This window comes from Sorangium sp. So ce1335 (assembly GCF_051521615.1).
GTDB lineage: Bacteria > Myxococcota_A > Polyangia > Polyangiales > Polyangiaceae > Sorangium.
On the sequence record NZ_CP150363.1, the window covers coordinates 669160 to 695260 of the forward strand.

Annotated in this window: 20 protein-coding genes and 4 tRNA genes; 9 read left to right on the plus strand and 15 right to left on the minus strand. The window is 72.0% G+C overall.

Annotated elements, in window-relative coordinates:
- Positions 1–7 precede the first annotated feature (7 nt).
- The 6 genes from thiL to WMF24_RS02415 all read right to left on the minus strand — a co-directional run bounded on the left by thiL (position 8) and on the right by WMF24_RS02415 (position 7346).
- Complete coding sequence (thiL, locus tag WMF24_RS02390) at positions 8–1033, minus strand: thiamine-phosphate kinase (protein WP_437734715.1); 1026 nt, start codon at positions 1031–1033, stop codon at positions 8–10.
- Complete coding sequence (locus WMF24_RS02395) at positions 1030–2526, minus strand: sensor histidine kinase (protein WP_437734716.1); 1497 nt, start codon at positions 2524–2526, stop codon at positions 1030–1032. The genes thiL and WMF24_RS02395 overlap by 4 nt, the downstream gene beginning before the upstream one ends.
- Positions 2523–3251: a GTP-binding protein gene (locus tag WMF24_RS02400; RefSeq protein WP_437734717.1), complete on the minus strand. Its 729-nt coding sequence runs from the start codon at positions 3249–3251 to the stop codon at positions 2523–2525. Before WMF24_RS02400 ends, WMF24_RS02395 begins: the two co-directional genes overlap by 4 nt.
- A 120-nt stretch (positions 3252–3371) precedes the next feature.
- Entirely contained in the window at positions 3372–5189 is a 1818-nt protein-coding gene (locus tag WMF24_RS02405; protein ID WP_437734718.1) for a dynamin family protein, read from the minus strand.
- A 49-nt stretch (positions 5190–5238) separates the two neighbouring features.
- Positions 5239–6132, minus strand: a complete 894-nt coding sequence (locus WMF24_RS02410; RefSeq protein ID WP_437734719.1) for a M48 family metallopeptidase — start codon at positions 6130–6132, stop codon at positions 5239–5241.
- A gap of 200 nt (positions 6133–6332) precedes the next feature.
- Complete coding sequence (locus WMF24_RS02415; protein WP_437734720.1) at positions 6333–7346, minus strand: homoserine kinase; 1014 nt, start codon at positions 7344–7346, stop codon at positions 6333–6335.
- A 269-nt stretch (positions 7347–7615) separates the two neighbouring features.
- On the opposite strand from WMF24_RS02415, the gene hflX reads away from it, so the two are divergent.
- Positions 7616–9499, plus strand: a complete 1884-nt coding sequence (gene hflX / locus WMF24_RS02420; protein WP_437738751.1) for a GTPase HflX — start codon at positions 7616–7618, stop codon at positions 9497–9499.
- Between the two features lie 150 nt (positions 9500–9649).
- Here the strand turns inward: hflX and WMF24_RS02425 are convergent, their stop codons facing one another.
- From WMF24_RS02425 to WMF24_RS02460, 8 genes are all read right to left on the minus strand, one after another.
- Positions 9650–10672: a hypothetical protein gene (locus WMF24_RS02425; RefSeq protein WP_437734721.1), complete on the minus strand. Its 1023-nt coding sequence runs from the start codon at positions 10670–10672 to the stop codon at positions 9650–9652.
- A 10-nt stretch (positions 10673–10682) separates the two neighbouring features.
- Positions 10683–11957 (minus strand): PEGA domain-containing protein, encoded by a 1275-nt coding sequence (locus tag WMF24_RS02430; RefSeq protein ID WP_437734722.1) that lies wholly within the window; start codon positions 11955–11957, stop codon positions 10683–10685.
- A gap of 156 nt (positions 11958–12113) precedes the next feature.
- Positions 12114–12722, minus strand: coding sequence for a precorrin-2 dehydrogenase/sirohydrochlorin ferrochelatase family protein (locus tag WMF24_RS02435; protein ID WP_437734723.1), 609 nt, complete (start codon positions 12720–12722; stop codon positions 12114–12116).
- A 111-nt stretch (positions 12723–12833) separates the two neighbouring features.
- On the minus strand, positions 12834–13682 hold the full coding sequence (locus tag WMF24_RS02440) for a hypothetical protein (protein ID WP_437734724.1): 849 nt from the start codon (positions 13680–13682) through the stop codon (positions 12834–12836).
- Positions 13679–15241 carry a BamA/TamA family outer membrane protein gene (locus tag WMF24_RS02445; RefSeq protein ID WP_437734725.1) on the minus strand — a complete coding sequence of 521 codons (1563 nt, stop codon included), beginning with the start codon at positions 15239–15241 and terminating at the stop codon, positions 13679–13681. The genes WMF24_RS02440 and WMF24_RS02445 overlap by 4 nt, the downstream gene beginning before the upstream one ends.
- A gap of 93 nt (positions 15242–15334) precedes the next feature.
- On the minus strand, positions 15335–16237 hold the full coding sequence (locus WMF24_RS02450; RefSeq protein WP_437734726.1) for a hypothetical protein: 903 nt from the start codon (positions 16235–16237) through the stop codon (positions 15335–15337).
- Between the two features lie 136 nt (positions 16238–16373).
- Positions 16374–17063, minus strand: a complete 690-nt coding sequence (gene hisIE, locus WMF24_RS02455; protein ID WP_437734727.1) for a bifunctional phosphoribosyl-AMP cyclohydrolase/phosphoribosyl-ATP diphosphatase HisIE — start codon at positions 17061–17063, stop codon at positions 16374–16376.
- Positions 17064–17066: 3 nt separating this feature from the next.
- Positions 17067–18530, minus strand: a complete 1464-nt coding sequence (locus tag WMF24_RS02460; RefSeq protein ID WP_437734728.1) for a prolipoprotein diacylglyceryl transferase — start codon at positions 18528–18530, stop codon at positions 17067–17069.
- A 206-nt stretch (positions 18531–18736) separates the two neighbouring features.
- Here WMF24_RS02460 and WMF24_RS02465 point away from each other — a divergent pair, with 206 nt between their 5' ends.
- On the plus strand, positions 18737–19489 hold the full coding sequence (locus WMF24_RS02465) for a hypothetical protein (protein WP_437734729.1): 753 nt from the start codon (positions 18737–18739) through the stop codon (positions 19487–19489).
- A gap of 5 nt (positions 19490–19494) precedes the next feature.
- A complete protein-coding gene (locus WMF24_RS02470; RefSeq protein ID WP_437734730.1) occupies positions 19495–21027 on the plus strand; it encodes an MXAN_5187 C-terminal domain-containing protein in 1533 nt (510 codons plus the stop codon).
- A gap of 682 nt (positions 21028–21709) precedes the next feature.
- Here WMF24_RS02470 and WMF24_RS02475 read toward each other — a convergent pair.
- Positions 21710–23506 (minus strand): protein kinase domain-containing protein, encoded by a 1797-nt coding sequence (locus WMF24_RS02475; RefSeq protein WP_437734731.1) that lies wholly within the window; start codon positions 23504–23506, stop codon positions 21710–21712.
- Between the two features lie 682 nt (positions 23507–24188).
- On the opposite strand from WMF24_RS02475, the gene WMF24_RS02480 reads away from it, so the two are divergent.
- The 6 genes from WMF24_RS02480 to rpmG all read left to right on the plus strand — a co-directional run bounded on the left by WMF24_RS02480 (position 24189) and on the right by rpmG (position 26085).
- Positions 24189–24261 (plus strand) — tRNA-Thr (locus WMF24_RS02480).
- An 81-nt stretch (positions 24262–24342) separates the two neighbouring features.
- A tRNA-Tyr gene (locus tag WMF24_RS02485) sits at positions 24343–24424 on the plus strand.
- 72 nt (positions 24425–24496) lie between these two features.
- Positions 24497–24569, plus strand: a tRNA-Gly gene (locus tag WMF24_RS02490).
- Positions 24570–24585: 16 nt separating this feature from the next.
- A tRNA-Thr gene (locus tag WMF24_RS02495) sits at positions 24586–24661 on the plus strand.
- Positions 24662–24713: 52 nt separating this feature from the next.
- Positions 24714–25904, plus strand: a complete 1191-nt coding sequence (gene tuf, locus WMF24_RS02500) for an elongation factor Tu (RefSeq protein ID WP_020733175.1) — start codon at positions 24714–24716, stop codon at positions 25902–25904.
- Positions 25905–25914: 10 nt separating this feature from the next.
- Positions 25915–26085, plus strand: a complete 171-nt coding sequence (rpmG, locus tag WMF24_RS02505) for a 50S ribosomal protein L33 (protein ID WP_020732607.1) — start codon at positions 25915–25917, stop codon at positions 26083–26085.
- Positions 26086–26101 lie beyond the last annotated feature (16 nt).

The window sequence follows — 26101 nt, forward strand, 5'->3', positions numbered from 1 at the left end:
CGGAGAGCTAACCCGTCGCCGCGCGCTCGCGATGAGGCGCCGTCGCGAAATGGTCGTATCCCCGCGCCTCGACGCCCGTCACCCGCCCCTCCGGCCCGAGCAGCGCGACCTCGCTCGCGCCCTCCTCGCGCGGCGCGCAGCGGCCGATCGGCACGAAGCCCGGGAGCGACCCGACGTCAGGGCCCGCGACGGCGATCGCGTAGTCCTCGCCGCCGTGCAGCGCGAGCCCGAGCGCGTCCGCGCCGAGCAGCGCGGCGGCCTCGCGGAGGTCGGCGTCCACGAGCGCCTCGGGATCGAGCAGCACGCGCACGCCGCTCGCGCGCGCGAGGTGCGCGAGATCGGCGGCGAGGCCGTCGGAGATGTCGATCGCCGCGCGGGCGACCGCTGCCGCGCGGAGGCCCGCGTCGATGCGCGCCACGGGCCGGCGAAACGCCTGGATCGCCCGCCCGGCCGCCGCGCCGGCGGGCGACATCCCGCGGTCGAGCAGCGCGAAGCCCGCCGCGGCGAGGCCCACCGGGCCCGCCAGCGCGAGCGCGTCCCCCGGGCGCGCGCCGTCGCGCCGGAGCGGCCGCGCCGCGGCGCCGAGCGCCGTCGTCGTGACCGAGATCTCGCCGCCTCGCGAGAGGTTCCCCCCGATGACCGCCGTGCCGATCTCGTCGCACGCGGCGCGCTGACCCCGGGCGAGGGCGCCGAGCTCGTCGTCGCTCACGTCGAGCGGCAGCACCAGCGCGGCCAGCAGGCCGACCGGGCGCGCCCCCATCGCCGCCAGATCGCTCGCCGCCGCCATCGTCGCCCGGTAGCCGAGATCCTCGAAGCTCAGCAGATCGCGCCGGAAATGCACGCCCTCGACAGCGCTGTCCACCGTCCAGACGAGCGGCTCCGCGGCGCCCGACAGCGCCCCGCCGGGCGACGTCGCCGCGGGCGCGAGGATCGCGGCGTCGTCGCCGATGCCGTAGAGCACGTGGTCGCCCGCAGCGCCCCCGAGCACGGCGCGCAGGATGTCGATGCGCTTCCACTCGGAGCGCGCGCTCATTGGAAGATGGGCGGCACGATGCTGTTCGCCGGCGAGCCCGTCACCGTGGGCAGCTTGACGACGAACACGGTGCCCCGCGGCTCGTTCGGCTCGATGCGCACCGTGCCGCTGTGCGCCTCGACGAGGCGCTTCACGATCGAGAGGCCGAGCCCCGTGCCGCCGTGCTCCCGCGTCGAGCTCTGGTCGATCTGGTAGAACGGGTCGAACACCCTCAAGCGCTCGGCCGCAGGGATGCCGATGCCGGTGTCCACGACGCGGATCTCGACCGCCTGCTGGAGCGGCGCGACGAGCACCAGCCCGGGGAGGTCGTCCGTGTCGTCGCTCACGGCGCGCGCGACGAGCGTGACCTCGCCGCCCGGCTCGGTGAACTTCACCGCGTTCTCGACGAGGTTGATGAACACCTGCCGCAGCCGGTCGCCGTCCCCGAGCACCGGCGGCAGATCGCCCTCCGCGTTGATCCGGAGCTCGACCCCCTTCTTCGCCGCCGCCGGCGCGATCGTCGACGCCGCCTCGAAGAGCACCGGGCCGACGGCCACCTCGCTGCGGTGCACGATCAGCGTGCCGCTCTCCAGCTTCGAGAGGTCCAGGAGGCTCATGATGAGCCCGAGGAGCTGCTCGCTCTTCGACCGGATCGTCTCGACGAACTCTCGCTGCTCGTCGGTGAGCGGCCCGCCGATGCCCTCGGCGAGCATCTCGCCGTAGCCCATGATCGACGTGAGCGGCGTCCGGAGCTCGTGCGAGACCGTGGCGAGGAAGTTCGACTTGAGCCGGTCGAGCTCCTTCAGCCGCTCGTACGCCTGCTGCAGCTCGGCGTTCTTCTGCGAGAGCTCGCGGAAGCTCTCGCGGATCGACGCGACGTGCATCGTCGACGTGAGCAGCGACTTGTGCCCGCTGAACAGGATGAGGTCGAGGACGGCGCGGAGGTGGTCGGCGATCTCGCCGAGCCGCTCCGGCCGCAGCCTCGCCACGCGCGGGAGCCCCTCCGCCGCGCGGTGAGCGTCGCACTGCGCCGCCGGCTCGCCCTGCGCCGCGGGGCCTGCCGCGGCGTCCTCGGGCAGGTACGGCCCGAGGACCGAGCGGCCGATCGTGCGGCCGTCGTACTCGATGGGGACCACCTGGTAGAGCGCGCCGCTCAACGACGCGTCCGCGAGCTCGCCGCCGGACTCCGCGAGCGTCGCGCCGCTCGTCGACTGGATCCGGATCGGCAGGCCGAACAGCTTGTGGAACGAGGCCGTCATCTCCCCGAGGGCCTGGCGGTCCACGAGATCCTCGAGCGAGAGCGGGCCGATGCCGACCATGTCGACGACCGGCGCGGCTGCCGGGGGAGGCAGCGTCGAGGGCTCCTGTGCGCTCTGTGCCCCGTCGCGCTTCGAGGAGCTGGGCGCGTCCGCGACGCGGGCCGACGGGACCGGCGCGGAGCTCGGCATGTCGAGGAGATCCTCGTCGTCGAGGCCGAAGTCCGCCGGCGTCCCCTTGTGGGCGTCGGGCCTCATGGAACGATCCGGGAGCTCTTCTCGAAGCTGCCGCCCATTCGCCTCGCCAGGAGGTCGTTCACCGAGCCCGTCACCCCGAGCTGGCGCGCCGCGCTGTTCAGGAGCTCCTCGCCGCTGATCGACAGCCGCTTCGAGAGCTGGTGCGTCTGATCCAGCGTCTCCCACGTGAGGTGGAGCAGCCCCATGAACGTCTCCACCGTGCCGAGGCCGCGAGTCGCGATCGCCCTGTACACCGGCTCCTTGCCGCGCGCCGCGAGCCGCGCCAGCTCCTCATCGCTGCGGATGTCGGGGAGGTCGCGCTTGTTGAACTGGATGACGAGCGGCATCCGCGCGAGGTCGAGGCCGTTCTCCCGCAGGTTCTGGCGGAGATCGAAGAACGCGTCGGCGTTGCGCTGCGTCTCGGAGGTCTGCGAGTCGGCGATCAGCGCGACCCCGTCCGCGCCCTGGAGCACGAGCCGCCGCGTGGCCGCGTGCATCGGCTGGCCGGGCACGGTGAACAGCTTGATGCGCAGCGAGACGTCGCCGTCCTTCGCGCGGAAGGTGAGCGGCAGGAGATCGAAGAACAGCGTGCGATCGTCCTGCGTCTCGAGCGTCATCAGGCGTCCGCGGGCGTCCGACCCGGCGAGGCCGTGCAGCGAGACGAGGTTCGTCGTCTTGCCGCTGAGCGCGGGGCCGTAATAGACGAGCTTGATCGTCACTTCACGGGCTGCGAAATCGAGCTGCACGGCCGCATTCTCGCATGAGCGCCGGACGATTGGATATGGTGACGGCGGCGCGGGCGAGGCGCCCGGACCGGGCGCCGTCTCCTCCCTTGTCAGGAGGCGTGCGCGCCGCTCAGGCCGCGTTCAGGCCGAGCCGCCGGGCGCGTTGGGGATGCTGGAGACGGGAGGGGGGATCAGCTTGCTCTCGCCGTTCTCGACGGTCCAGAGGGCGCTCCGGAGCCCCTCCAGGCGCGCTGTCAGCGCCTTCAGCGCCTCGGCCTGCGCGTCGCACGCCTTGAGCTGGGTCTCGCTGCTCGGCTCGGCGCGCGCCCGCTCCTCGCGGGCCGCCTTGAGCACCTCGATGACCTCCCGGTGCAGCTCCTGGCCGGCCGTGACCACCCACGCGTCGAGCCGGCTCGCGAACTCCTGGATCATCTCGTCGAGCTTCGGCCCGATCCGGACGGCCGCCTCGCGCAGCGCGATGGGCGCCATCTCCTTCGCCTTCTTGCGGGTCTCGGCCTCGACCTTGTCCTTCACGTAGACGGCCAGGACCGGGGCGGCGAGCGCCAGGATCCCGCCGAGCAGGGCGTTCGTGAACATCACGCCGAGCCCGATCGTGAAGAGCGCGAAGACACCGACATCGTAGCCGAAGGTGTCGACCTCGACGTTCGGCGGCTTCACGTCGCCCCCGAGCGCCTCGCTGACGCGCTTGGCCACGTCGTGCGCGTCCTCCCGGACGAGCGCGATCGTCTTCTCGGCGAGCTCCTCGAGCGCCGTGGCGATCTCCTTCGTCTCGGCCTGCGCCCACTCGGCGAAGGTGCGCTCCAGGAAGGCGCCGAGGTAGACCTTGATCTCGTCGGTGTTCGCCTCGTCGATGATCGCCGGGAGCTGCCGGAGCACGTCGTCGACGAAGCGGTCGAGGTCGCGGCGCACCCACGCCCGGATGGCGCTGACCTCCTCGCGGATGCCGGCGCGCCGCTCCTCGATGGTGCGCGACTGGCCGGCCAGGTCCTTCTCGATCAGCTCGATGCGGCGGCTGAGCTCCTCGCGGGACATCGCGGTCGCCCGCCGCCGCGCGTCGACGCCCTTGCCGAGCAGGCGCGCGGCCTCGATGCCCTCGCCGAGCGCGTTGTCGAGGAGGATGCGCCCGCGCTCCTCGGCGAGGAACCGCGTCAGGTGATCGAGCAGCTCCGGCATCCCGCTGCCGGGCCTGTCGCCCTCCAGCGCCCGCTCGCTCGAGATCGGGAAGACCACCGGCGACTTCACGAGCTTGCCGAGCTCGCTCTTGATGTACGCGAGCGCCTCGACCTCCTCGTCCTGGCTCCAGATGTCGCGCTTCGTGACGACGAAGAGGATCTTGTCGCGCGACTGGCCGAGCAGCTTGTCCTGGAGGAAGACCCGCTCGCTCTCCTTGAGCGGCTGGCCGGCGTCGATGAGGAACAGCACGGCGTCCGACCGCGGGATGTAGCTGTAGGTGATGTCCGCGCGCTGGAGCGAGAGGTCGTTCACCCCGGGGGTGTCGACGAGCACCACGCGCTCGCGCAGGAGCTCGGCCGGGTAGCCGACCTCGAGGTACTTCACCTCGCCGGCGCTCGACGAGCGCTCGCCGCCGACGGTGAACGCGCGCACGTCCTCGAAGGGCAGGGGCGTGCGCTCGCCGGACGCGTGGACGACCTCGGCGCGCGGATCGGCCGCGTACTCGAGGTGGTGGATCACCGCCGTCGTGGGCGTCACGCCGACGGGGAGGATCGAGGCGCCGAGCAGGGCGTTCACGAAGGTCGTCTTGCCGTGGTTGAACTCGCCCACCACGACGAGGTGGAAGCGGTCGGCGTCGAGCTTCTTCACGAGATCGTTCGTGATGCGCGTCGCGACGCTCCTGGCGCCGAGCGACTCGGCGAACTCCACGAGATCCCTGAGCGCCCCGGTCACGTCGTCTTTGCGGCTGTGGAAGGATTCGAGCATGTGCGTTGGACCTCGGCCTTGGTCGGGGAGCTGGCGAGGAGGGTGCCCCTCAGCCCCAGACTTTGATGACTTCGTGGACCTTCTCGTCGACCTCCTCCATGGAGAGGCCGCCCGCGCCGAGCCCGGCGTGGCGCTTGTAGAGCTCGCTCTCGGCGAAGGCCCGGAGCGCCAGGACGCGCTTCGGCAGCCACGGGTGGCTCGCCGTGAACTCGGCGAACCTGCCGATCCCGCCCTTGCCCTCCTCGTGCTGGGCGATGAACGCCTCGAGGTTCAGCTCCTCGTAGAGCTTCGTCGAGCCGAGCGCGAGCTTCGTGAGCGCGCGCGTCGAGACGTCGAGGCTCTTCGCGCAGAGCAGCCCGGCGCGGTCGCAGGTGACCTCGGCGCGGCGCGACCAGCCGGAGAGCGCGAGCATCGCCGGGCCGACGATCCACTTCACGAACACCGACGCCATCCGCGTCAGGTAGTGCATCGCGGTCAGGTAGACCACGTGGCTGTTGTGGATGTGGCCGCACTCGTGGCCGATGACGCTGAGCAGCTCGTCGTCGGTGAAATGGTCGACGAGCGCCGAGTGCACCATGATGAACGAGTCGTCGTTCGTGCCGTAGGTGGCGGCGTTCAGGGTGGGGCTGTTGACGATGTAGAGCGTCGGGGTCGCGATCCCGAGCGTCTCGGCGCAGTGGACCGCGAGGTTGTGGACGCGAGGGAACTGCGTGGGCCCGACCTTGACGGCGTGGCCGAGGAGCTCGTTCTTGCCGACCGTCTTGAACAGCCTGACCGCGGCGGTCACGGCGAGCTCGACCGGACGCATCTTCTCGAAGGCGAGCCGCGTGTTCTTATCGGACACGTAGGCATACGCGTTGCCAGCGCCATCGCTGCCGCCGGCGCGCTGGCCCTTCCGTCTCTCGATGAAGCCCTTGAAATCGAGCGATCCGACCTGTGCCATCCGGCGAAGGTAACGGTCGGGCAGCGGCCGCGCAACGCCACCCTCGCCCGGCGCCGTGAACTTGACGCAAATTCACAGGGCGGCGTTCGCTCGCACCCGAACCCGACGCGGATCGGACGTGAACCGCACGTAGACCGTGCGTGGACCGGACGTGAACCGTACGTAGACCGTGCGTGGACCGTGCGCGGACGGTCCGCGGATCAGACGCCGAGCAGGGAGAGAAGCCCCTCCGGACCGAGGCGCTCGAGCGTCCGCTGCCGCGCAAGGAAGCGCCTGAAGTCCTTGTAGACGCCGCTGCCCTTCGGGCGGAGCTCGAAATCGGTGATGCGCGTGATCGAGAAGCGCAGCGCGGCGACAAGGCTCTCGTGAAAGAGCCGGCCGCGCTCCTCCGGCGCAAGCGGCCGCACCGATGTGTAGCCGGCGGCGAGCGCGGCCGCGAGCGCGGGGTCGAGGTCGTCGCCGAAGCACCACGCGAGCATCGTGACAGCGAGGTCGAACGCGGCGCTCCCGCGCGAGGCGCTCTCGAAGTCGAGGAGGGCGGAGATCTCGCCGCCCTGCCAGAGCACGTTGTCGCGGAAGAGATCGCCATGGATCAGCGTCTCGGGCCCGGACGTCCGCGGCGTGGCCGCGCGGATCCGCTCGAGCCGGCCGGTGAGCTCGTCCACGGCCGCGGCCACCTCGGGCGGCAGGGCCGGCGCGGCGGCCTCCGGCCCGGGCGCGCGGAGGCCGCGGAGCCGCTGGTCGAGGCCGTCGAGGTCGAACCGGCTCGCGCTCGCCCCCTCGAACGAGGCGCCGACGAGGTGCACCCGCGCGAGCGCCGAGCCGACGCGGCGGGTCGCTTCCGGCGTGACGCGCGCCTGGCAGATCGAATCGCCGGCGACCCACGGGAAGAGCGCGACGGGCTTTCCAGCGTGCTCGGCGATGAACGCGGCGCCTGCCGACCTGGACGCTCCGTCGATGCGCCGGAGCGGCTGCGGCGTGGCGACGCCCCCGGCCGCGAGGTGCTCCAGCATGCGCGCCTCGCGGGAGGCGGCGGCGAGCTGCTGCTCCTCGTACACGCGAAGGAACACCTGGCCGCGGCCGCCGGCGAGCGTCAGCGCGAAGTTGGAGTTCACGCTCCCGGCGAGGAGGCCGCGCACGTCGGCGATCTCCAGGCCGTAGAGCGCGCCGATGCGGCGGGCGTCCACGAGCGATAGCGGGGTCAGGATGGCCATCGCGCGCAGGGTAGCCTCGACGCGCGCGGCGCCTCTACAGGAACTTGCCGGCGTACAGGGAACACGGGCGACGGCCGGCAACCCACGGCGCGCCGAGCAGGTGAGGAGGGCCGGGGAGACCGCGGGAGGCCGAGGGGAAACGGAGGCGAGCGGCGAATGGCAGAAGCGAAAAATGAGGGCTCCCAGCGACGATCTGCAGGGGCCCTGCTCGCGGACCGGACCCGGGTGCATTATGAATGTGTGGGAGCAACATCCCCTTCTTCTATCGAATGCCCACGCTCTACGGAAACACCACCGGACTCAGCCCCCTAGCCACCAAGACCCTCGAGCGCATCTACCGGCGCAAGGTCCCGCTCGCCAGCATCGCCACGCCCGAGCTCATCAAGGCGCTCGCCGAGGCGTCGCACGAGACGGGGCGCCAGGTCGGCGCGCTCGTCCACCGATCAGGCGAGATCGACTACGTCGTCGTCGGCGACGCGACCCGGCTGATGCTGCCGGACATCGGGCGACTCCGCGCCGCGCAGGGGCGCTTCAGGGCGCTCCGGCTCGTCCACACGCACCTCTTCAACGAGCCGCTCACGCGGGACGATCTCGTCGACCTCGTCCGTCTCCGGCTCGACCTTGTCGCGGCCGTGCAGCTCACGCCGCAGGGCGAGCCGCGCACGATCCAGTACGCGTACAACGTACCGGTCCACGGCAAGGACGAGGTCACGGTCACCGTGGAGGGCGCCGCGGGCGACAGCGACAGCGACGGCGGCGACGGCCGCCGGCAGGCGGAGCTGCCGTACCGGACCGTGGGGCCCGTCGCGGTCGGGCGCGTCGACGTGGATTTCGGCGCGCTCATCCAGGCGCTCGAGGACGAGTTCGCGAAGCGCTCGCGCACGCGTTCGGTCGCGGCGAAGGACGGGCGGGCGATCCTCGTCCACGTCGCCGAGAAATCGAAGGTGGGCGCGCTCGCGCGGGCCGAGGAGAGCCTGCGCGAGCTCACCGAGCTCGCCGGGACCGCGGGCGTCGACGTCGCGGACACGGTCCTCCAGCTCCGCGACCGCATCGACCCGCGGCTCGTGCTCGGCAAGGGCAAGCTGGACGAGGTCGTCCTGCGCGCCTCCGAGCTCGACGCGGAGACGCTCGTCTTCGACCGGGACCTGACCCCCTCGCAGGCGTCGGCGATCGCGAAGCACACCGACCTCAAGGTGATCGACCGGACGCAGCTCATCCTCGACATCTTCGCCCAGCGGGCCGAGTCGTCGGACGGCAAGCTCCAGGTCGAGCTGGCCCAGCTCAAGTACACGCTCCCCAGGCTCGGGCAGAAGGACGACTCCCTGTCGCGCCTGACCGGCGGCATCGGCGGGCGCGGCCCTGGCGAGACGAAGCTCGAGATCGGGCGCCGCCGCGCGAAGGAGCGCGTCTCCTTCCTGGAGGGGCAGCTCAAGCGGCTCTCCCGGCAGCGCGAGCAGCGCCGCCGCCGCCGCGCCCGGCTCGGCGTGCCGGTGGTCTCGATCGTGGGCTACACGAACGCCGGCAAGAGCACGCTGCTGAACACGCTGACCGGCGCCGACGTCGTCGCGGAGAACAAGCTGTTCGCGACGCTCGACACGCGCTCGCGGCGGCTGCGCTTTCCCGAGGAGCGCGAGGTGGTGATCACCGACACCGTCGGCTTCATCCGTGAGCTCCCGAAGGACCTGTTCGCCGCCTTCCGGGCGACGTTCGAGGAGGCGGCCGACGCGGACCTCCTGCTCCACGTCGTGGATGCGAGCGATCCCGCGCGCGACCAGCACATCGAGACGACCGAGGCGCTGCTGACCGAGCTCGATCTCATCGGAATCCCCCGCATCCTCGTGTTCAACAAGGCGGACCTCATCGCGCCGGAGGAAGGGCGGCGGTTGCTCCTCGGACACCCCGACGCGGTGCTCCTGTCCGCGACCGATCGGGAGACGACGAGGGAGCTGCTCGCCAAGCTGGCGGATCGGCTCAAGAGCCGCTGGGAAGAGGCCGCGACGGTCCCCGCCTACGAGACGGAGGCTGAGGACGGCGAGCTGGACGACGGGGGGCTGTTCGACGGCGAGGCGGAGTCGATGACGGTGCTCGGTACGCCGTCGGGCTCCGGCGGCGAGGGGGGCAGCACACGGGTGAGAGGGACGTTCGAGGTCTGAGCACCGCGCCGGGCTCGCCGTGGAGCCCGGCGCAGCGCACGTCGGGGTGACGGAGCGCCGCCGGGCTCGCGATGAGCCCGGCTCAGCGCACGTCGGGGTGGCGGAGCGCCGCCGGGCTCGCGATGAGCCCGGCGGACACTCGGGGGGAGCTCAGGGCTCCCCGCCGCCGCCGCCGCCGCCGCCCCCGCCCGCGCCGCCGCCGGCGCCGCCGCCCCCGCCCGTGCCCTCGTCCTCCGGGAAGTCGGCGCAGACGAAGACGCCGAGGCAGTTGCCGCTCGCGCACTCCTCGTCCGTCGTGCACGCCTCGGTGGGCGCCAGCCCGCAGACGCCGCTCCCGCTGCAGACGTTGGCGCCGCTGCAGTCCGCCCCGTCCTCCTCGCCGGCCGGGACGTTCGAGCACGTGCCCTCCGAGCCCGCGATGTTGCAGGCCTGGCACGCCGTGTCGCACCCGGTGTCGCAGCAGACGCCGTCGACGCAGTTACCGGTCGCGCACGGCTCCGCGTCCGTGCACTCCTGACCGTTCGCGGCCTTGCACGCGCCCGTCGCGTCGCAGGCCTGATCGTCCTCGCAGCCACGGCCCGTCGTGCCCGCCGAGGCCAGCACGCACTCGCCCGAGTCCGTATCGCAGACGTGGCACAGCGTGCAGTGCGAGTCCTCCGAGCACTCGGTGAAGCACGCGTTCTCCTCCGGATCGCAGGCGAACGTCTCGCACTCCTTCTCCTCGCCCGGCCCGCACTCGACGCTATCCCCGTCGCAGGTGCCGCGGCCCGTCTCGACGCCCTCGGAGCACGTCGACTCGCCGCACGCGGTGTCGGCCTTGGTGGGGCCGCACGCGCCGCTCTCGTCGCCCGACTCCTTGAGATCCGCGGCGCAGGAGTCGCACTCGTCGTCGCAGGCGGTGTCGCAGCAGACGCTGTCGGCGCAGAAGCCGCTCGCGCAGTCATCCGCCTCGTCGCACGCCTTGGCGATCGCGCACTGCGGGCAGGTGGAGCCGCCGCAGTCGACGTCGGTCTCGTCGCCGTTCTTCTCGCCGTCGGTACAGAGATCGGCGACGCCTTCGTCCCCCGGGATGCGCGAACGATCGACCGTGGCGATGAGCTCGCAGCCCATCCCGAGAATCGAGATCGTGCCGGCGCAGAGCGCCATCGCGAGAGTGTGCTGGTTCTTCCACATGGTAGTCCCCTTAGAAGGTAAACCGCGCAGCGGCGCCGCCGCCGGTCGGGCTGACGAACGGAGCGACGAACGCATTCCTCTTCATGCTCGAAGACGCGGCCTTCGTCTCGGCCGGCGTGTCATCGCTGAGGAGCAGGACCGCCCCGGTGACGCCGAACGTGAGCGCCACGGCGAAGGACATGTCCGCGATGAGCGCGTTGCGATCGACGCTGTCCGCCGTCTTCGTGGTCGGGTTCTCGTCGAAGTCGCCCTTCGCGCTGAGCGCCTGGATGCCGAAGATCGTCCCGACCACGACGCCAGCGCCGGCGAGGCCGAGCGTGACGTACGCCGGCACCGGGGAGCGCGGCTCGACGGGCGCTGCAGGCGGCGGCGGGGCCGGCGGCGGCGTGGTGGCCGGCGGCGGGGCCGGGGGCTGCGCCGGCGTCGCGGCGACCGGCTGCGGCTCCTGCGGCGTCAGCGTGACGCTGACGTCGCGCGTCTCGGCGAAGCTGACCTCGATCTCCTGGCTCGCGTCCGCGAACCCCTGGGCCGAGACGGTCAGCGTGTGCTTGCCGGGCGGCACCGAGAGCTCCGCGCCCGTCTGGGGCACGCCGTCGATCGCGATCTTGAGCCCCTGCGGCGCCTCCGGCGTGGTCGCCACGCGCACCTTCGCCGGCGTCTTCTTCAGCGCCTCGATGCGCCCCTGCGCCTCGGCGATCTTGTCCTTGAACTTCTCGGCGTCCGGCTTCGAGTCGAGGAACGCCTGCCACGCCGCGACCGCGTCGACGGCGAGCCCCTGCTTGTCGAGCGAGAGCGCGAGCTTGTACTTCGGCGCGGCGCCGGGGACGTGCTCGTCGGCCTGGCGATAGAGGTCGGCCGCGACGGCGTACTCGCCCTTGTCGAACCGGGCCTCGGCTTCCTTGTAGAGCTTCTTCGCCTCGTCCTTCTTCTGCTTCTCGGTCAGCGGCTTCTTCGGCTTCGTGGTGGTGACCTTGGCCGCGGGCTCGGCGGCCTTCCCGGGGGTCGCCGTCGCGGGCGTACCGGTCGCGGGGGGCGTCGTCCCCGTCGCGGGCGACGTCGCGCCGGCAGCAGGCGGCGTCCCGGTCGTGGTGGGCGCCTGCGCCGCGGTGGGGGCCGCCGTCGTCGCGGCCCCGGCGGGCGCCTGCGCGGCGGGCTTGGCCGCCGGAGGTGCCGCCGGCTTGGCATCCGCCTGCGCGAATGCCGGGCTGACGTTCGTCAGCGTCAGGAGCCCAGAGACCATCGCCGCCGAGGTCAACATCGTCAGCCGGCCCGATCGTGAACGCATACCGTAAGCCCTCCTCCGCGGATAGTGTCGCGTGGGCGCCCACTTAAGCCTTGAAGGCCGCTTTACACAAGGGTTTTCGCGTTGGTTTGGTCGCGCGCGCCTTCAATCGCACGGTTCTCGGTTCACGGTTCGCGTCGCCCGGGGCGCCTCAGGACATCAAGGCTCGTCGCCCCGCTCCAGCCATGCAGGGAAGCGGAGCCTCGCCTCGACACCAAAGCCCAGGGTCGCCTGGCGCATGCGCGCGGCCCGCTCGGCGCCGCGAGGGAGGCTCTCGCGGAGCCGCCGTAGCGCGTCGATGTAGCGCGCGAACCGAGGATCCGAGAACAGCGCGCTCAGGTCCTCCCGGATGCGCCGAATCGTCCCTGGGCTGACGCCATGGCTGCTGAAGCTCATGGTCAGTCCGGGGGCGGCCACGACCGAGGGATTGATGAAATTCGATACCTCCGGACGGTCCAGCGTGCAGACGAGGCGCCCGGCGTCCGTGAGCTCGCGATGGAGGCGCCGCGAGAGCGCGTCGTCGCCCGGCGCGAGGAACACGATCGCCGCGCCGGCGAGGTCGTCGTCCACGAACGCGCGCCGGTGCAGCTCGAGCAGGCCCTCCCGGCCGGCGCGCTCGATCGCCCCGTCGACCTGCCCGGGCGCGACGACCGAGACGCGGGCGCCCGCCGCGAGGAGCCGCTCCACCGTGTACGGCGCCTCGCCGTCGGCGCCGACGACGAGGGCCCGGCGGCCGTTGAGATCGAGCGCGATGGGAAAGAGGCGCATGAGGGGAGTAGACACGAACGTCCGCGTCCGCGCAGCGGTCGTGGACCGGCGCGCCGCCCGGCGGGGGAGGCGCAGGACCCGGGGCGCGCTCGCAGCCCGTCCGCGCGCCGGTCAACGGCTGGGCGGGCTCTGGGGCGGCGGGCTCTGGGGCGGCGGGCTCTGGGGCGGCGGGCTCTGGGGTGGTGGATTCGGCGGGGGGGGCGGCGCGGACGGGGGGAGGAACGGCTGCGTCCGGAAGGAGAGCTTCCGGTCGGCGTTTCCGATGCGCGTCACGAACAGGCCGACGAAGGAGCCGAACAGCGAGTCGCCCGGGCCGATGGCGGTGGAGCCGGGCGGCCGGGTGACCCACCGCTTGATGCGGTCGAGCATCTCGGCGCTCATGGGGTTCACCTCGACCAGCACGGCGACGAAATAGCGGCTGCCGTCTCGGAGGAGAGAGCGCTCCACGAGCGGCAGCTTCCGGGCCTCGGCGCAGTTGCGGAGCACGCCCTCCACGTTGACCGCGACCGTGCTCGCCTGCCCCCCTGCCTGGATGAGCTGGATCCGGAACACCTCGTCCCAGAGATCGTAGACGACGCGGCAGCTCTTGGCGGCGAGCGCGAGAGGGGTGCCGCCGCTCTCGTGGAAGAGGTAGCCGCGCATCGTGATCACGGTGGGGAGCCCGCTGAGCAGCTTCTTCGAGATCTCGCCGTCGACCACGTCGCGGAAGCTCACGGTCAGCTGCACGATCGTCCGGTCGAGCGTCAGGCTCGCCGCCCGCGTGGGCAGCGCGGCCGGCGCGTCGAGCGCCTGCTGGGCGTCGGCGTCGGCGATCTCCTTCGGCGGCTGCCGCCCCTCCGCCGCGCTGGCCCGCTCCTGGGCCGAGGACCGGCGCGCCGGGAGGCAGAGCGCCGCGAGCAGCGCAACCCCGACCCAGCGCGCCGCGCGCCGCTGCCGGCGGCCTGCGTCCGGGCAGGTCATTTCCGCTCACCGCGCCGCGCCGGGATCATCCCGAGCAGGTTCGAGAAGGCGAGCGTCACGCCGCCGACCGCCGTATCGACCCGCAGACCGAGGTTGTAGGTGATGTCCACCGGCACGCGGGCGAAGCCCTCGTACCCGGTCGGCGCGTCGGTGAGCTCGCGGCGGGTCGCGAGCCCGTACAGGCCCGCGGCGGCGAAGAGGTCGACGCCGTAGATGGAGCCGCGGCCGGAATAGACCGGGATCCGGTACTCCGCCTCGAGCTTCGCGGCGAAGTCGCCGTACCGGACCTCGATGATGTCGGTGCTGAGGAAGTTCGGCGGCTGCCGCCGATCCGGGGCGAGGTCGAGCAGCCGATCCGGCAGGAGGTCGGTCAGATCGCCGACATAGAACTTCTCGAAGAACGGCGCGTCCCCCGCGACGGCGCCGGCGAACGCCTCGAGGCGCAGCACGTGCCGCCGCGGCAGGCGGAACCAGCGCTGCGCCCCGAACTCGAACTTCTGGTAACCGTAATCGCTGCCGAACGGCGGCACCCCCACCGTGACCGCGAGCGAGGCGAGCGTGCCCTGCGTCGTCAGGAAGGGCGCGTCGCGCGTGTCGTGATCGATCGCGGCGCGCAGCGATGAGAGCACCGTCCTGCCGCCCAGGATGTCGAAATCGATGGGCTCGCGGCTCTCGCCGCGCATGTGCGACGCGACCGTGGGCACCGTCGCGTCGATCTGCTCGAGGTGGTAGTCGAGCGAGAGGTGCCACGACGAGGAGACGTCGTGACCCGTGCCGAGCGTCGCGCCGAACCGCTTGTAGGCGACGACGGCGTAGCCGGTGACCTCCCGCTGCTCGAGCAGCGGGGACTCGAACGAGACGTCCCGGTTGCCGAAGAAGTCGCGTGCGTCGTTGTAGAGCAACGTCACCGCGGCCGACCAGCGGGACCCCACGAACGCGGGGTCGACGAAGCGGGTCCTCAGCGCGAGCTGGTCCGCGGCGAGCCCGATGCCGGCGCCGAGCGTGATCCCTGTACCGGCGAGGTTTGTCTCGGCGACCTGCACGCCGGTGAACGCGGAGAGCGGCCGCGCGTTGCCGGCCGTGTCCTCGTCCGCCGCGATGCCCAGCCAGAGGTCCTGGACGACGAAGGTGTTGCGCTCGACCACGTCGATCACGAGCGTCGCGCTGCCGCGCTCGACGCCCTTGCGGAGCGAGAGCCCGACCGAGGCGAAGAACCCGGTCCCGAGGAGGCGATAGCGGGTGAGCTCGATCTCCGGATCCTCGACGTCGAGCACGTCCCCCGCGCGGAACCTGACGTAGCGGAGGATCACGCGCGCGGCGGTCCGCGTGTTTCCTCGGATCTCGACGCCATCGAGGGCGTACCGGACGCGGTGTCTCGCCTGGAGCGCCGCGCCCCCGGACGGCCCTGCAGCGTGGAGGCGCGCGGCCGCGGGGGGCCTCTGCTCCGGCGCCGCGGGCGCGCTGCCCGCGGCGGCCGCGGCGCGTTGCCCGAGGGCGCGCCCCGGGGACGACCCTACGAGCAGCGCGCTACAGAGCGCGAGGAGTGCGCGGCTGAGCACGGGGGGCAGGGGGATGGCCGGGGAGGGTGAGGGACTCCAGAACCGAGGAGGAGCCACCGGATCGCCGCGGCATCGCCAGCGCCTCCGGAGACCTCAGCGACGCAGCGTAGCACGATCGATCACCTCGCCGCAGGGGTCGGCCGCCTCCGGCGGCGGCTCTACCACCCCGCGCGCGATCTCCGCATGCGGGAGCGCGTGGATCGCCGGCGCCCTGGAGCGGCGCTGCGCCACCGGCGGATCGTGCTGCGGCCACCGCGGCGCGCTCGAGGTCGAGGCCGCCTCGGTGTGCTCCGCCAGCACGAGCAGGTCCAGCCGGGCTGGCGTCGGCTCGATCAGGTGATCGGCCGCTGCGAGCAGCAGCCCCCGGACCTCGGTCCGGACGCTGGCGTCGCGCGTCCAGCGCGCGCCGACGCTCGCGGCGATGGCGCGCGCGAGGAGGAGCTCCGCGCGTCCGCGCACGTCCGCGGGGATCCAGTCGGCGATGAGCGGATCCGCGAGCATGGCCAGCGTCCTGCGCAGCGCGGTGACGTGGCGCGGGCCGAACTGCTCCGGCGCGCGCGCCGCGTGGCGCGCGAGGCGCAACGCCCTGCGGAGCGCGCGCCTCGCGGCCCTGCCGACCACGGCGCCGCGCACGGTGGGCCGCTCGCGCGGCGTATCGATGGCGTGCAGCACCGCGGCCAGCGAGAGCCCACCGGCGATGACGAGCGCCACCGTCGCGGCGGTGGCCCCGGCGCCGCGCAGCTCGCAGCCGCCGGTCGCCGCCACGAACGCGCAGGCGGCGACCAGCAAGAGCCCCAGCGAGCCGAGCGCGCCTGCCGCGTGCGACCGGCCGCGCCAGGGCCCGCCGTCGCCGTGGAGGATCCGCGCGTACCCGTCGGGCGCGATGAGCCGCCCGCCGCTCGGGATGAGCGCCACCATCGCTCGCCGCGCCGCGCGCCCGAGGCCGACCTCCAGCGGGCCGAGCTCGATGCCGGGCGGCTCACGGAACGGGCTCACGCGTCCAGGATAGCCCATCCCTCGCCGGCGAAGGACGCCGGCGCGAACGGCGCGCCAGGGCCCTCGGCGCTGCGGCGGCGACGGAAGCGCGCCGTCCGGAGGCGCGCCCCGCGTCAGGCGACCGGCGCGCAACGCGTCACGGCTCTCCCGACTTCTGCTTCTGCGCCCGCTGTGCCTTCTCGACGAGGCCGCTCGTGCCCATGCGCGACGCCAGCGCCGAGAGGACCGCGCGCAGCGGGACGCCGCGCGACGCGAGGCCGACCAGCAGGTGGTAGATCACGTCTGCAGCCTCGGACGCGACGCGCTCCTCGCTCTCCCCGGCGATCGCCTGCGCGAGCTCGCCGGCCTCCTCGCGGAGCTTCGCGCCGATGAGCGTCGCGCCGCCGTCGAGCAGCTTCCGGGTGTAGCTCTTCGTCGCCGTGGACGCCTTGCGCGCCTCGATCTCCCGCTCGAGCGCCTCGAGCAGCGCGGTCGCGTCCTGCCCCTCGTCGGCGGCCTCCGGCCCGGCGTCGCCGCGGGCGTCGACCTGCCGGAAGAAGCAGCTCGGGCTCCCCGTGTGGCATGTCGGGCCGCGCGGCTCGGCGAGGATCAGGAGCGCGTCCCCGTCGCAGTCGGCGTGGACGCTCGTCACCGCCAGCGTGTTGCCGCTCGTCGCCCCCTTCTCCCACAGCTCGCCGCGCGATCGGCTGAAGAAGGTGGCGCGCCCCGTCTCCAGCGTCCGGGCGAGCGACTCCCGCGTCATGTACGCGAGCATCCGGACCTGTCCTGTCAGCCGATCCTGCACGACGGCCGGTATGAGCTTGCCCTCTCCGAATTCGATCTTCACAGCCTATGCCTCTCCGGTGGTGTCGGGCGCCTCGGCGGCCGCGCCGCGTTCGCGGGCCGTCGCCCGGTCGTCGTCCTTCGCGCCCCCGCGCTTGACCCGCGACGGCTTGTCGCTGGCCTTCGTCGGCGCGCCTCGCTTCTCGTCCGGCCTGTCGTCCTCGTCGTCCTCCTCGTCCTCGTCCTCGTCGTCGTCGGCTGCCCGGTCCGCGGCGGCGGGGCTCTCCGGGAGGTTGAGCGCCATCGCCTGCTCCGGGTGATCCAGGGCGGCCTTGTAGTACACCGCGAACGCGATCGACGCGGCCAGCCCGGTCGCCAGCGCGACGGCCTGGGAGGTCGAGTACTGGATCGTCGTGGAGGCGCCGAACGTCTCGGGTTTGAGCGCGAGGTACAGGGCGATCGCCGGGACGAAGGCGAGCGCCTGCGTCACCTTGCGCAGCACGCCGTCGCGGACGACGTGAGAGAACCCGATCGTGTACCCCACGGCGAAGATGACGAGCCCGGCGGGGAGCAGCACGTGCTCCGGCAGCGAGGGCGGGATCGAGCCGCGCTCTGCGTCGTCGCGAAGGAGCTCGAGCAGGTAGCGGCAGACGCCGTACGAGAACGTGAAGAGGAGGAAGATCTCCCCGCGGAACTTCTGCCGTCGCCGCGCGAGCAGCAGGAGCGCGAGCAGCCCCGCGCCGACGAGCGACTCGTAGATCTGCGTCGGGTGCACGGCGAGCGACGCCTCGGAGGTCGGATCCAGCCCGCGCTCCTTGACGTGCTGCACCCACGCCGGGGACCCGCTGCCGTGGTCCAGCGTGCCGTCGGGCCAGTGCGGGAAGGTGCCGAGCTTCTTCAGCCACGCCGGCGCCGTCTCGCCGAGCGGTCGGCCGAAATCGCAGCCGAAGAGGTAGCACCCGATGCGCGTGATCATGAGGCCCGAGGCGAGGCTCGGGACGGCGACGTCGGCCCAGGGGAGCAGCGGGATGCGATGGGATCGCAGGAACAGGTACGAGCCCAGGAAGCCGCCCAGGAACCCGCCGTAGGCGACGAGCCCGCCGCGGCGGATGTCGAACATCGCGCCGAACGAGTCGAACTCGTCGAGGTTCGTGAGGATGTAGAGCACGCGTGAGCCGAGGACCGCGGCGAGCGCCGTGACGACGTAGCAGTTCGCCATCGTCTCCTTCGGCAGGCCGTCGCGCTCCGCGAGCCCGAGCGTCAGGTACCAGCCGACGACGAGCGAGAGGCCGAGCATGACGCCGTAGCTGTAGATGGGCAGCGGACCCAGGGTGTAGGTCTGCTCCTTGAACTGGGAGGCGAGCGCGGCGAGCGCGACGCCCGCGATGCCCGCCGCGGCTGCGCCCGGCTTGTTCTTCGCGATGAACAGCCCGATCGCGCCCGCGAAAGCGATGCCCGCAGCGATCAGGAAGACCCAGAGCAGGGGCACGGTCCACACGGGCAGCGGGACGCGGAACAGGATGGGATGCATGGCGCCTCTCCTTACGCCTGGGATTGGGCACCATCAAGCGCCGTCTCTCGGGCATGACGCGGCGGGCCAAGGCGCTCGCAGACGCTTGTCCGGCCGCATCGGGCGATCGCGATGCGCCCGGGCCGACAGCGCAGCGTCGTCCCCCTGACGATGACGTCCGCGAGCGGCCCTCGAAGTCCGCGCGCGCCGCTGCTAGCATCGATTCCGTGCTCTCTGGCCGCGCCGCCGTCCGCGTCTTCGCAGTCCCCGGGCTGCTCGTGAGCGCGTCGTGCGTCCCCGAGGGGCCGGCCACGGGCGATGCGAGCACACGGCCGGCCGGGACGGTCGCGACCTCGGCGCCCAGCGCGGCGGCCGCTGCGGTTCAAGGCGCGCAGGCGGCGGGCGCGTTCGAGGACGATTTCAACCGGTCGACGCTTGGCCCCGACTGGAACGCGCTCAGCCCCAGGTGGAAGATCGAGGACGGGCGGCTCTGTGCGCGCGCCGCGAGGAACCGCGGCGTGTGGCTGAAGCGCCCGCTGCCGGAGAACGCGCGGATCGAGTTCGACGCCATCGCCGAGGCTCCCGACGGCGATCTCAAGGCGGAGCTCTGGGGAGACGGACGGAGCGGTGCGACGACGGCGAGCTACACGAACGCGACGAGCTACCTCGTGATCCTCGGCGGGTGGAAGAACACGAAGCACGTGCTCGCCCGGCTCGACGAGCACGGCGCCGACCGGCTGGAGATCGACGTGGATCCGGACAGCGACGACGAGCGAGCGCGCCCTGTCGCGCCGGGGCAGCCGTACCGCTTCCGGATCGAGCGCCACGACGGAAAGACGATCTCCTGGTCGGTGAACGGCGTCGAGTACCTGGAGCTCAGCGATCCCGAGCCGCTCTCCGGGCCGGGGCACGAGCACCTGGGCTTCAACGAATGGGATGCGCCGGTCTGCTTCGACAACCTGCGCATCACGCCCCTCTAGCCGCGATGGAATCGAGCGAGATCGAGCGGGAGCTTGAGGAGCTGGAGACGCGCATCGAGCGGCTGCGCGCGCTGTACGAGCAGTACTTCATGGGGATCGAGCGGCTGGAGCCGCTCATCCCGCGGAAGGACGTCGACCGCCGCATCTGGGTGCTGCGGCGGGAGCAGATCAGGAACACCGGGCTCCGGTTCAAGTTCCAGATGCTGCTCCAGCGCTACAACACGTTCCAGCAGTACTGGGGCCGCATCTCGCGCGAGATCGAGAACGGGACGTACCGTCGCGATGTCATCCGCGCGGCGAAGCGGGTCGGGGCGAAGGAAGCGCTCACGATCGTCGGCCGCAAGCGGGCGGAGCGGTACGCGGATCTCGCCGAGCAGCAGGCGACGGCGCGCGAGGCGGCCCGCCGCGGCGAGGACGCCGAGGATCACGAGGAGATCGACGTCGACGACGAGGCGGTCACGCTGGCGCCTCCGCCCTTGCCCCCCGCGCCGCCAGCGCGAAAGCGAGCGCCGGCCGTCGAGGAGGCCCCTCCGCCCGAGGCCCCCGTGCAGCCGGAGGCGCCGAGCGCGGCGCCCGCCGGCCCGGAGGTGCGCCCCCTTGTCGCGCTCGTGCCGCCTGCCCCGCCCCAGGCCACGCCAGCCGTGAAGCCCGCCCCGCTGGGAGGCTTGCCCCGGGGGCTCGGCCTCACCAGACCCCAGCAGAAGCCCGCCGAGATCAGGCCGGCGGAGGCGAAGCCGGCCGAGGCATCCGTGGCGGGCACCAGGACCGCCGCGCGACCCGCGGCTGACCGGAACCAGCCCGCGGCCGGCGCCGGGAACCGCCAGCGGCTGGCCGAGCTCGCGGCGGAGATGCGCGCCAAGCGCGCGCAGAGCCCCCAGGCCGGCGACGCGAAGGCCGCGGCGGCACCGCCCGCCGTCCTGGCGGACGCCGCGCCTGAGCCGCCGTCCCCGCCGAAGCGCCCGCCGCCGCCGCTCCCGGTCAGACCGCCGCCGGCGGCTCCCGCGGCGGCCGCAGCATCACCGGCCGCCGCAGCCGCGGCCGCAGCGTCGCCGGCCGCCGCAGCCGCGGCCGCAGCGTCGCCGGCCGCGGCGGCGGGCGCTGGGGCGAAGCGGCAGGAGCGCGTGCATTCGGAGCGGCCGCCGCCGACCCGGCGCCGTCGATCCACCATGCCGCCCGCCGCGGACGCCGGCGCAGCGAGCGGCGCTCGGCATGCGGCCCCGCGCACGCCGTCGCGCCCGCCGGAGGCCGCACGCGCGGGCGTGGACGCAGGCGGGCGCGCGCGACCCGGGCCGCCCCCGCAGCGGCCCGCCGCGCGCGACGACGATCTCCCGGAGCAGCGGCTGCGCCAGATCTATGCGAAGTACGTCGAGACAAAGCGCGCAGCGCGGGAGTCGACGGCCGGCGTCACCTACGAGCGCCTGGCCGAGAGCCTCCGCGCGCAGGCCGCGAAGCTGCGCGCGACGAACCCGGCCCGATCCGTCGACTACGACGTCGTCATCAAGGACGGCAAGACGCTGCTGAAGCCGATCCTCAAGTAACCGGCAGCCGACGGACCTACGCCATCAGCGAGCGCGGACGCGCCCGGCCGGCGCTGGCCTCGATCTGGCCGGGCACGCGGACAAACCCCGCCGTTGCGAGCGCCAGGACCGAGCTCGCCGAGCAGCGCTCGGCGAGCTGCGTCCCTGCAATGCGCTCGCTACGTCAGGTGGCTGGGTGGGTGATGGTGTTCTGGCGGGTCAGTGGTGTGCGACGCGGCGCCAGAGCTGAGGCAGGCGCTGGACCCGCGACGGGACCGCGCCATCGTCCTCGACGAAGAGGATCGCACATGCCGTGCGATCGGCTTCACGCATCCTCGCACATAAGTCCGCGAGGTCATCATCAGCGTCCACAACGTCGGCTTCGGCCGGCTGGGAGCCGCCCTGAACATACCTGACGTTGTCGAGGGCGACCCAGCGCCCAGCGAACTCTTCAGAACGACATATGTCGCGCCAGGTCATTCGAGGCGCGACCAAACGAATCTTACTGCCCATTTCCCGTGAGCGACCTTCTCCCCCATGTTCCAAAGTCAAGAGCCGACCTAACAAGCCCGGGTGCGGCGTTCCATGAACTTTCAGAACCTCAGGGCGCGATCTAGCACCTGTCAAAATCGGGCGTCAAGGCAAGCATGGAACAGCCGGGACCCCCCGAGCGTTGTGCCCAGCTCGCACGTCGCCGACGTCGTCACTGGCAGCGCGCCGGCAGCTGGGACATCGCTTCGCCCGCCCCGATCCGCGCGGCGGCCAGCGCGTGGGACTTCGCCGCACACCCCCTGGACGCCACGGCCCGCTTGGCGCTGGCGCTGATCGCGGATCGCGCCTCGGCCTTCCTGGGGCCGTCGCAGCCCGCGAAGCGCTTCGCCGCGAGGTCGGTGTTGCCGCCGTTTGCCAGGTTGATCGCGGCCCTGCACTCCTGCTCGGCCTTCTCGTTGCCAGCGGGCGGGGTCTTGGGCGCCGCGGTCGCGGTCGGCGTGCTCTTCGGCGGGTCGGTCGCGGGCGTCTTGCCGGGCTCGACCTTGCTGTCGGGTGGCGGTTCGGGGGCGGAGGGCTCGCTCGTGGGAACGGCCACGGTGGGATCGGACGCGACGGTGGCCACGCTCGGCAGCGGGATCGGGTCCGGTGCGCTCTCGTCGGTCGCGCTCCCGCTGTTCCCCTTCGTCATCATGACGATGCCCACGACGCCGAGCACCGCGGCGGCCGCCACGGCCGCGAGGATCGGGGCGGTCTTGCTCTTCTGTGCGGGCGGGGGAGGCGGCGCGGGGAACACCTGGCCGCTGCCCGTGTGCACGGGCGGGTGCGCTGGCACCGCGCCCGGCGGCACCGCCGCCTGATCCATCACGGTGGCCGGGTGATGGCCCGCCTGAGGGTTGACGACGGTCCTGCCGGCCCCCGTGGGCGGTCCCGAGACGAAGAGCGGCTCGCCGATCTGCGTCTGCCCAGAGCGCGACGGCATCAGCGCCGTCCCGCTGGTCGGGGCCTCGAGCCCGACCTGGGTGCGCGGCGCCGCCCCGAGCACCGAGAGCCGGGGTCCCGCGCCGATCGTGAGCTCCTCGTAGAACTCCCGCGCCGACTGCTGGCGGTCCTCGCGCTTCTTGCTGAGGGCCCTCATGACGGCCGCCTTCATCTTCGGCGGCGCCGCGGCGCCCATCGGCACGGCCTCGAACGGGAACGGCTGCGCCGTCATGTGCTGCGTCGCCCACGCCCACGGCGTGTCGGCGTCGAACGGCAGGCGGCCGGTGAGCATCTCGTAGGTCAGCACGCCCAGCGAGTAGATGTCGCTCGTCGCGTCGAGCTCCGTGCCCGTGAACTGCTCGGGGCTCATGTACGGCGGGGTGCCGAGCACCGTCCCCTGCTGCGTCAGCTTCTGCTCCGCCTTGGCGCTCCGCTCGTCGCGCTTCGCGATGCCGAAGTCGAGGACCTTGACGTAGTCCTCCTCGCCGGCGCGCCGGGTCAAGAAGATGTTGGCGGGCTTCAGATCGCGGTGGACGATCCCCTTCTCGTGCGCCTCCTGGAGCGACCCGCACACCTGCGCGATGATGCGATCGACCCGCTCCGGCGCGAGCGCGCCGCCCCGCTCGAGCGCCGTCTCGAGCGACTGCCCGTTGAGGAGCTCCATCGCGATGTAGAGCTCCCCGGTGTTGGTCTGCCCGAAGTCGTAGACCTTGATCGTGTTCGGGTGCTCGAGCTCGCTGACCGTGCCGCACTCTCGCATGAAGCGCGCGACCACCTGCGGGTCCTTCGCGTGCTGCGAGAGGAGCGTCTTGATGGCGACCTTCCGGACCGACGTCCCCATCGGCTGCTCGCCGTTGTAGACGCGGCCCATCCCGCCCTCGCCGAGCACCCCGACGATCCGGAACCGGCCGCCGACGATCGTGCCGATGAGCGGATCTGCTTCCACCGGCGCGGCAGGGAGCAGCGCGCCGCACGTGGCGCAGAAGCGCGCCCCATCGATGTTTGGCTGATGGCAAGCGGGACAGTCCATGCGATCGAACCTCTACCCCCGGAGCATGACGAGACGCGGGCGGCCGCCTCGGGCTGCTCTCCTGCGCACCCGAGCGAACGCGCGCCGGGCAGGATCGCAGCAGCCGAGCGCCGAGCGCAAGGGAGCTCTCGCGCGGCCGAGGCGTGGCCTCTCACCCGCGTGCCCGCGGCGCCGCCACGGGCGCGCCGCGCGTCGTGGCGCCGGGGTCCAGCCGCGCGGGCCTCGCGGTAGCGGCGCGCGCGACAAGGCGGCGGGGGGCGCGCAGGTCGACGCTGGGTCGTCGCGATCGCCGCCAATTTTGCCGTGCGTGCGACGTTCATCTTGAAAGCGGCCAGCTCTCGAGCGAGATCCGCGCCGCCGGACGCGAGGCGCGACAGCCCGCGCTCCCGCGGCGATTCCAGCGAAACGGACGAAAACGATACACACCGCTTGACACGTCTCTTGCAGGGGGCTAAGAGCCTCCTCCCTTCGCGGGACTCGTCTACCTTCGGAGCGACGTGAGCGGCACCAACAGCTTCACGTCGCCGGGTCCAGCCCGGTCGGCACGCTCCGAACGGTGCAGGCAGACGGTCCGGCAGGGCCGGGAGTAGATTGCTCGCACAGAAGTGATCGGTCTTGGGAAGTTCGCTAGGTCAGCACGCACGCCTCCCGACGCTTCGGGGGCGGGCAGCCGGTCGAAGTCGCTGGCGTAGCTCAATCGGTAGAGCACCTGCCTTGTAAGCAGGGGGTTAGGGGTTCAAGTCCCCTCGCCAGCTCCGATGCAAGGCAGCAGATCGACGGTTCGGGAGGTCACGGCAGGAACAAGATCCGGTATACTCGGATAGTAGAGAAATTCTGGAGGGTTGCCCGAGCGGCCAAAGGGAGCAGACTGTAAATCTGCCGGCAATGCCTACGATGGTTCGAATCCATCACCCTCCACCGGAGCGGTCTTTCGCTCCGACAGCGATCCGACCAAGATATATCCGCCGGGACCTCTCCCGGCGGACGCCCGCGGGCGTAGCTCAGTTGGTAGAGCGTCAGCCTTCCAAGCTGAACGTCGCCGGTTCGAACCCGGTCGCCCGCTCTGTGGTCGGTCGTCTGCCCACCTAGCTCAGTTGGCAGAGCACGTCCTTGGTAAGGACGAGGTCGTCGGTTCAATCCCGATGGTGGGCTCCAGCGAGGACAGCGCAACGCATCCGCGAACTTCATTCCGGCAGGAGACATCTCGATGGCCAAGGAGAAATTCACTCGTACGAAGCCGCACGTGAACGTGGGCACCATCGGCCACATCGACCACGGCAAGACCACGCTCACGGCCGCGCTCGTCAAGGTGCAGTCGAAGCGCCAGCTGGCGAAGGCGATCTCGTACGCCGACATCGCCAAGGGCGGGACGGTCCGTGACGAGACGAAGACGGTGACCATCGCCGCGGCGCACGTGGAGTACGAGTCGGAGAAGCGCCACTACGCGCACGTCGACTGCCCGGGGCACGCCGACTACATCAAGAACATGATCACCGGCGCGGCGCAGATGGACGGGGCGATCCTCGTCGTGTCGTCGCTCGACAGCGTGATGCCGCAGACGCGCGAGCACGTGCTCCTCGCCCGGCAGGTCGGCCTGAACCACATCGTCGTGTTCCTCAACAAGTGCGACGCGGTGGACGACCCGGAGATGCTCGACCTCGTCGAGATGGAGGTCCGCGAGCTCCTGTCGAAGTACAAGTTCGACGGCGACAACGCGCCGGTCGTCCGGGGCGCGTCGCTGCCTGCGCTGCAGGGCGACCCGAAGTGGGAGGAGACGATCCAGCAGCTCCTCAACGCGCTCGACAGCTACATCCCCGAGCCGGTGCGCGACATCGACAAGCCGTTCCTGATGGCGATCGAGGACGTGTTCTCGATCAAGGGCCGCGGCACGGTGGCCACGGGCCGCATCGAGCGCGGCGTGATCAAGGTCGGCGACGAGGTCCAGATCATCGGCTTCAAGGACACGAAGAAGTCGGTCGTCACCGGCGTCGAGATGTTCCGGAAGCTGCTCGATCAGGGGCAGGCGGGCGACAACGTCGGGTGTCTGCTCCGCGGCGTGGAGAAGGAAGAGATCGAGCGCGGCCAGGTGCTCGCGAAGCCCGGGTCGATCACGCCGCACACGAAGTTCACCGGTGAGGTGTACGTCCTCAAGAAGGAGGAGGGCGGGCGCCACACGCCGTTCTTCACCAACTACCGGCCGCAGTTCTACATCCGGACGACGGACGTGACCGGCACGGTGAACCTCCCCGAGGGGGTGAAGATGGTGATGCCGGGCGACAACATCACGATGACGATCGAGCTCATCGCCCCGGTCGCGCTGGAGGAGCAGATGCGCTTCGCCATCCGCGAGGGCGGCAAGACGGTGGGCGCCGGCGTCGTCACGAAGATCCTCGCGTAGGGAGGCCGACGTGGGCGAGCAGGCCGGTGGGTGGCGTGCGGCGCGCATCGCCGTCTCACTGGCCTGCTGCGAGTGCAAGTCGCGGAACTACAAGACGACGAAGGCGCCCGACCAGGTGGTTTCGCTCAAGAAGTTCTGCAAGCAGTGCAAGAAGCACACGGTTCACAACGAGACGAAGTGAACGCGTGCTCAGGAAG

What these genes read in the sequence shown, in the direction of transcription:
- thiL (WP_437734715.1), bottom strand. Translation starts at nt 1,033, where the DNA reads ATGAGCGCGCGCTCCGAGTGGAAGCGCATCGACATCCTGCGCGCCGTG.
- WMF24_RS02395 (WP_437734716.1), bottom strand. Translation starts at nt 2,526, where the DNA reads ATGAGGCCCGACGCCCACAAGGGGACGCCGGCGGACTTCGGCCTCGAC.
- WMF24_RS02405 (WP_437734718.1), bottom strand. Translation starts at nt 5,189, where the DNA reads ATGCTCGAATCCTTCCACAGCCGCAAAGACGACGTGACCGGGGCGCTC.
- WMF24_RS02410 (WP_437734719.1), bottom strand. Translation starts at nt 6,132, where the DNA reads ATGGCACAGGTCGGATCGCTCGATTTCAAGGGCTTCATCGAGAGACGG.
- WMF24_RS02415 (WP_437734720.1), bottom strand. Translation starts at nt 7,346, where the DNA reads ATGGCCATCCTGACCCCGCTATCGCTCGTGGACGCCCGCCGCATCGGC.
- hflX (WP_437738751.1), top strand. Translation starts at nt 7,616, where the DNA reads ATGCCCACGCTCTACGGAAACACCACCGGACTCAGCCCCCTAGCCACC.
- WMF24_RS02425 (WP_437734721.1), bottom strand. Translation starts at nt 10,672, where the DNA reads ATGTGGAAGAACCAGCACACTCTCGCGATGGCGCTCTGCGCCGGCACG.
- WMF24_RS02430 (WP_437734722.1), bottom strand. Translation starts at nt 11,957, where the DNA reads ATGCGTTCACGATCGGGCCGGCTGACGATGTTGACCTCGGCGGCGATG.
- WMF24_RS02435 (WP_437734723.1), bottom strand. Translation starts at nt 12,722, where the DNA reads ATGCGCCTCTTTCCCATCGCGCTCGATCTCAACGGCCGCCGGGCCCTC.
- WMF24_RS02440 (WP_437734724.1), bottom strand. Translation starts at nt 13,682, where the DNA reads ATGACCTGCCCGGACGCAGGCCGCCGGCAGCGGCGCGCGGCGCGCTGG.
- WMF24_RS02460 (WP_437734728.1), bottom strand. Translation starts at nt 18,530, where the DNA reads ATGCATCCCATCCTGTTCCGCGTCCCGCTGCCCGTGTGGACCGTGCCC.
- WMF24_RS02470 (WP_437734730.1), top strand. Translation starts at nt 19,495, where the DNA reads ATGGAATCGAGCGAGATCGAGCGGGAGCTTGAGGAGCTGGAGACGCGC.
- WMF24_RS02475 (WP_437734731.1), bottom strand. Translation starts at nt 23,506, where the DNA reads ATGGACTGTCCCGCTTGCCATCAGCCAAACATCGATGGGGCGCGCTTC.
- tuf (WP_020733175.1), top strand. Translation starts at nt 24,714, where the DNA reads ATGGCCAAGGAGAAATTCACTCGTACGAAGCCGCACGTGAACGTGGGC.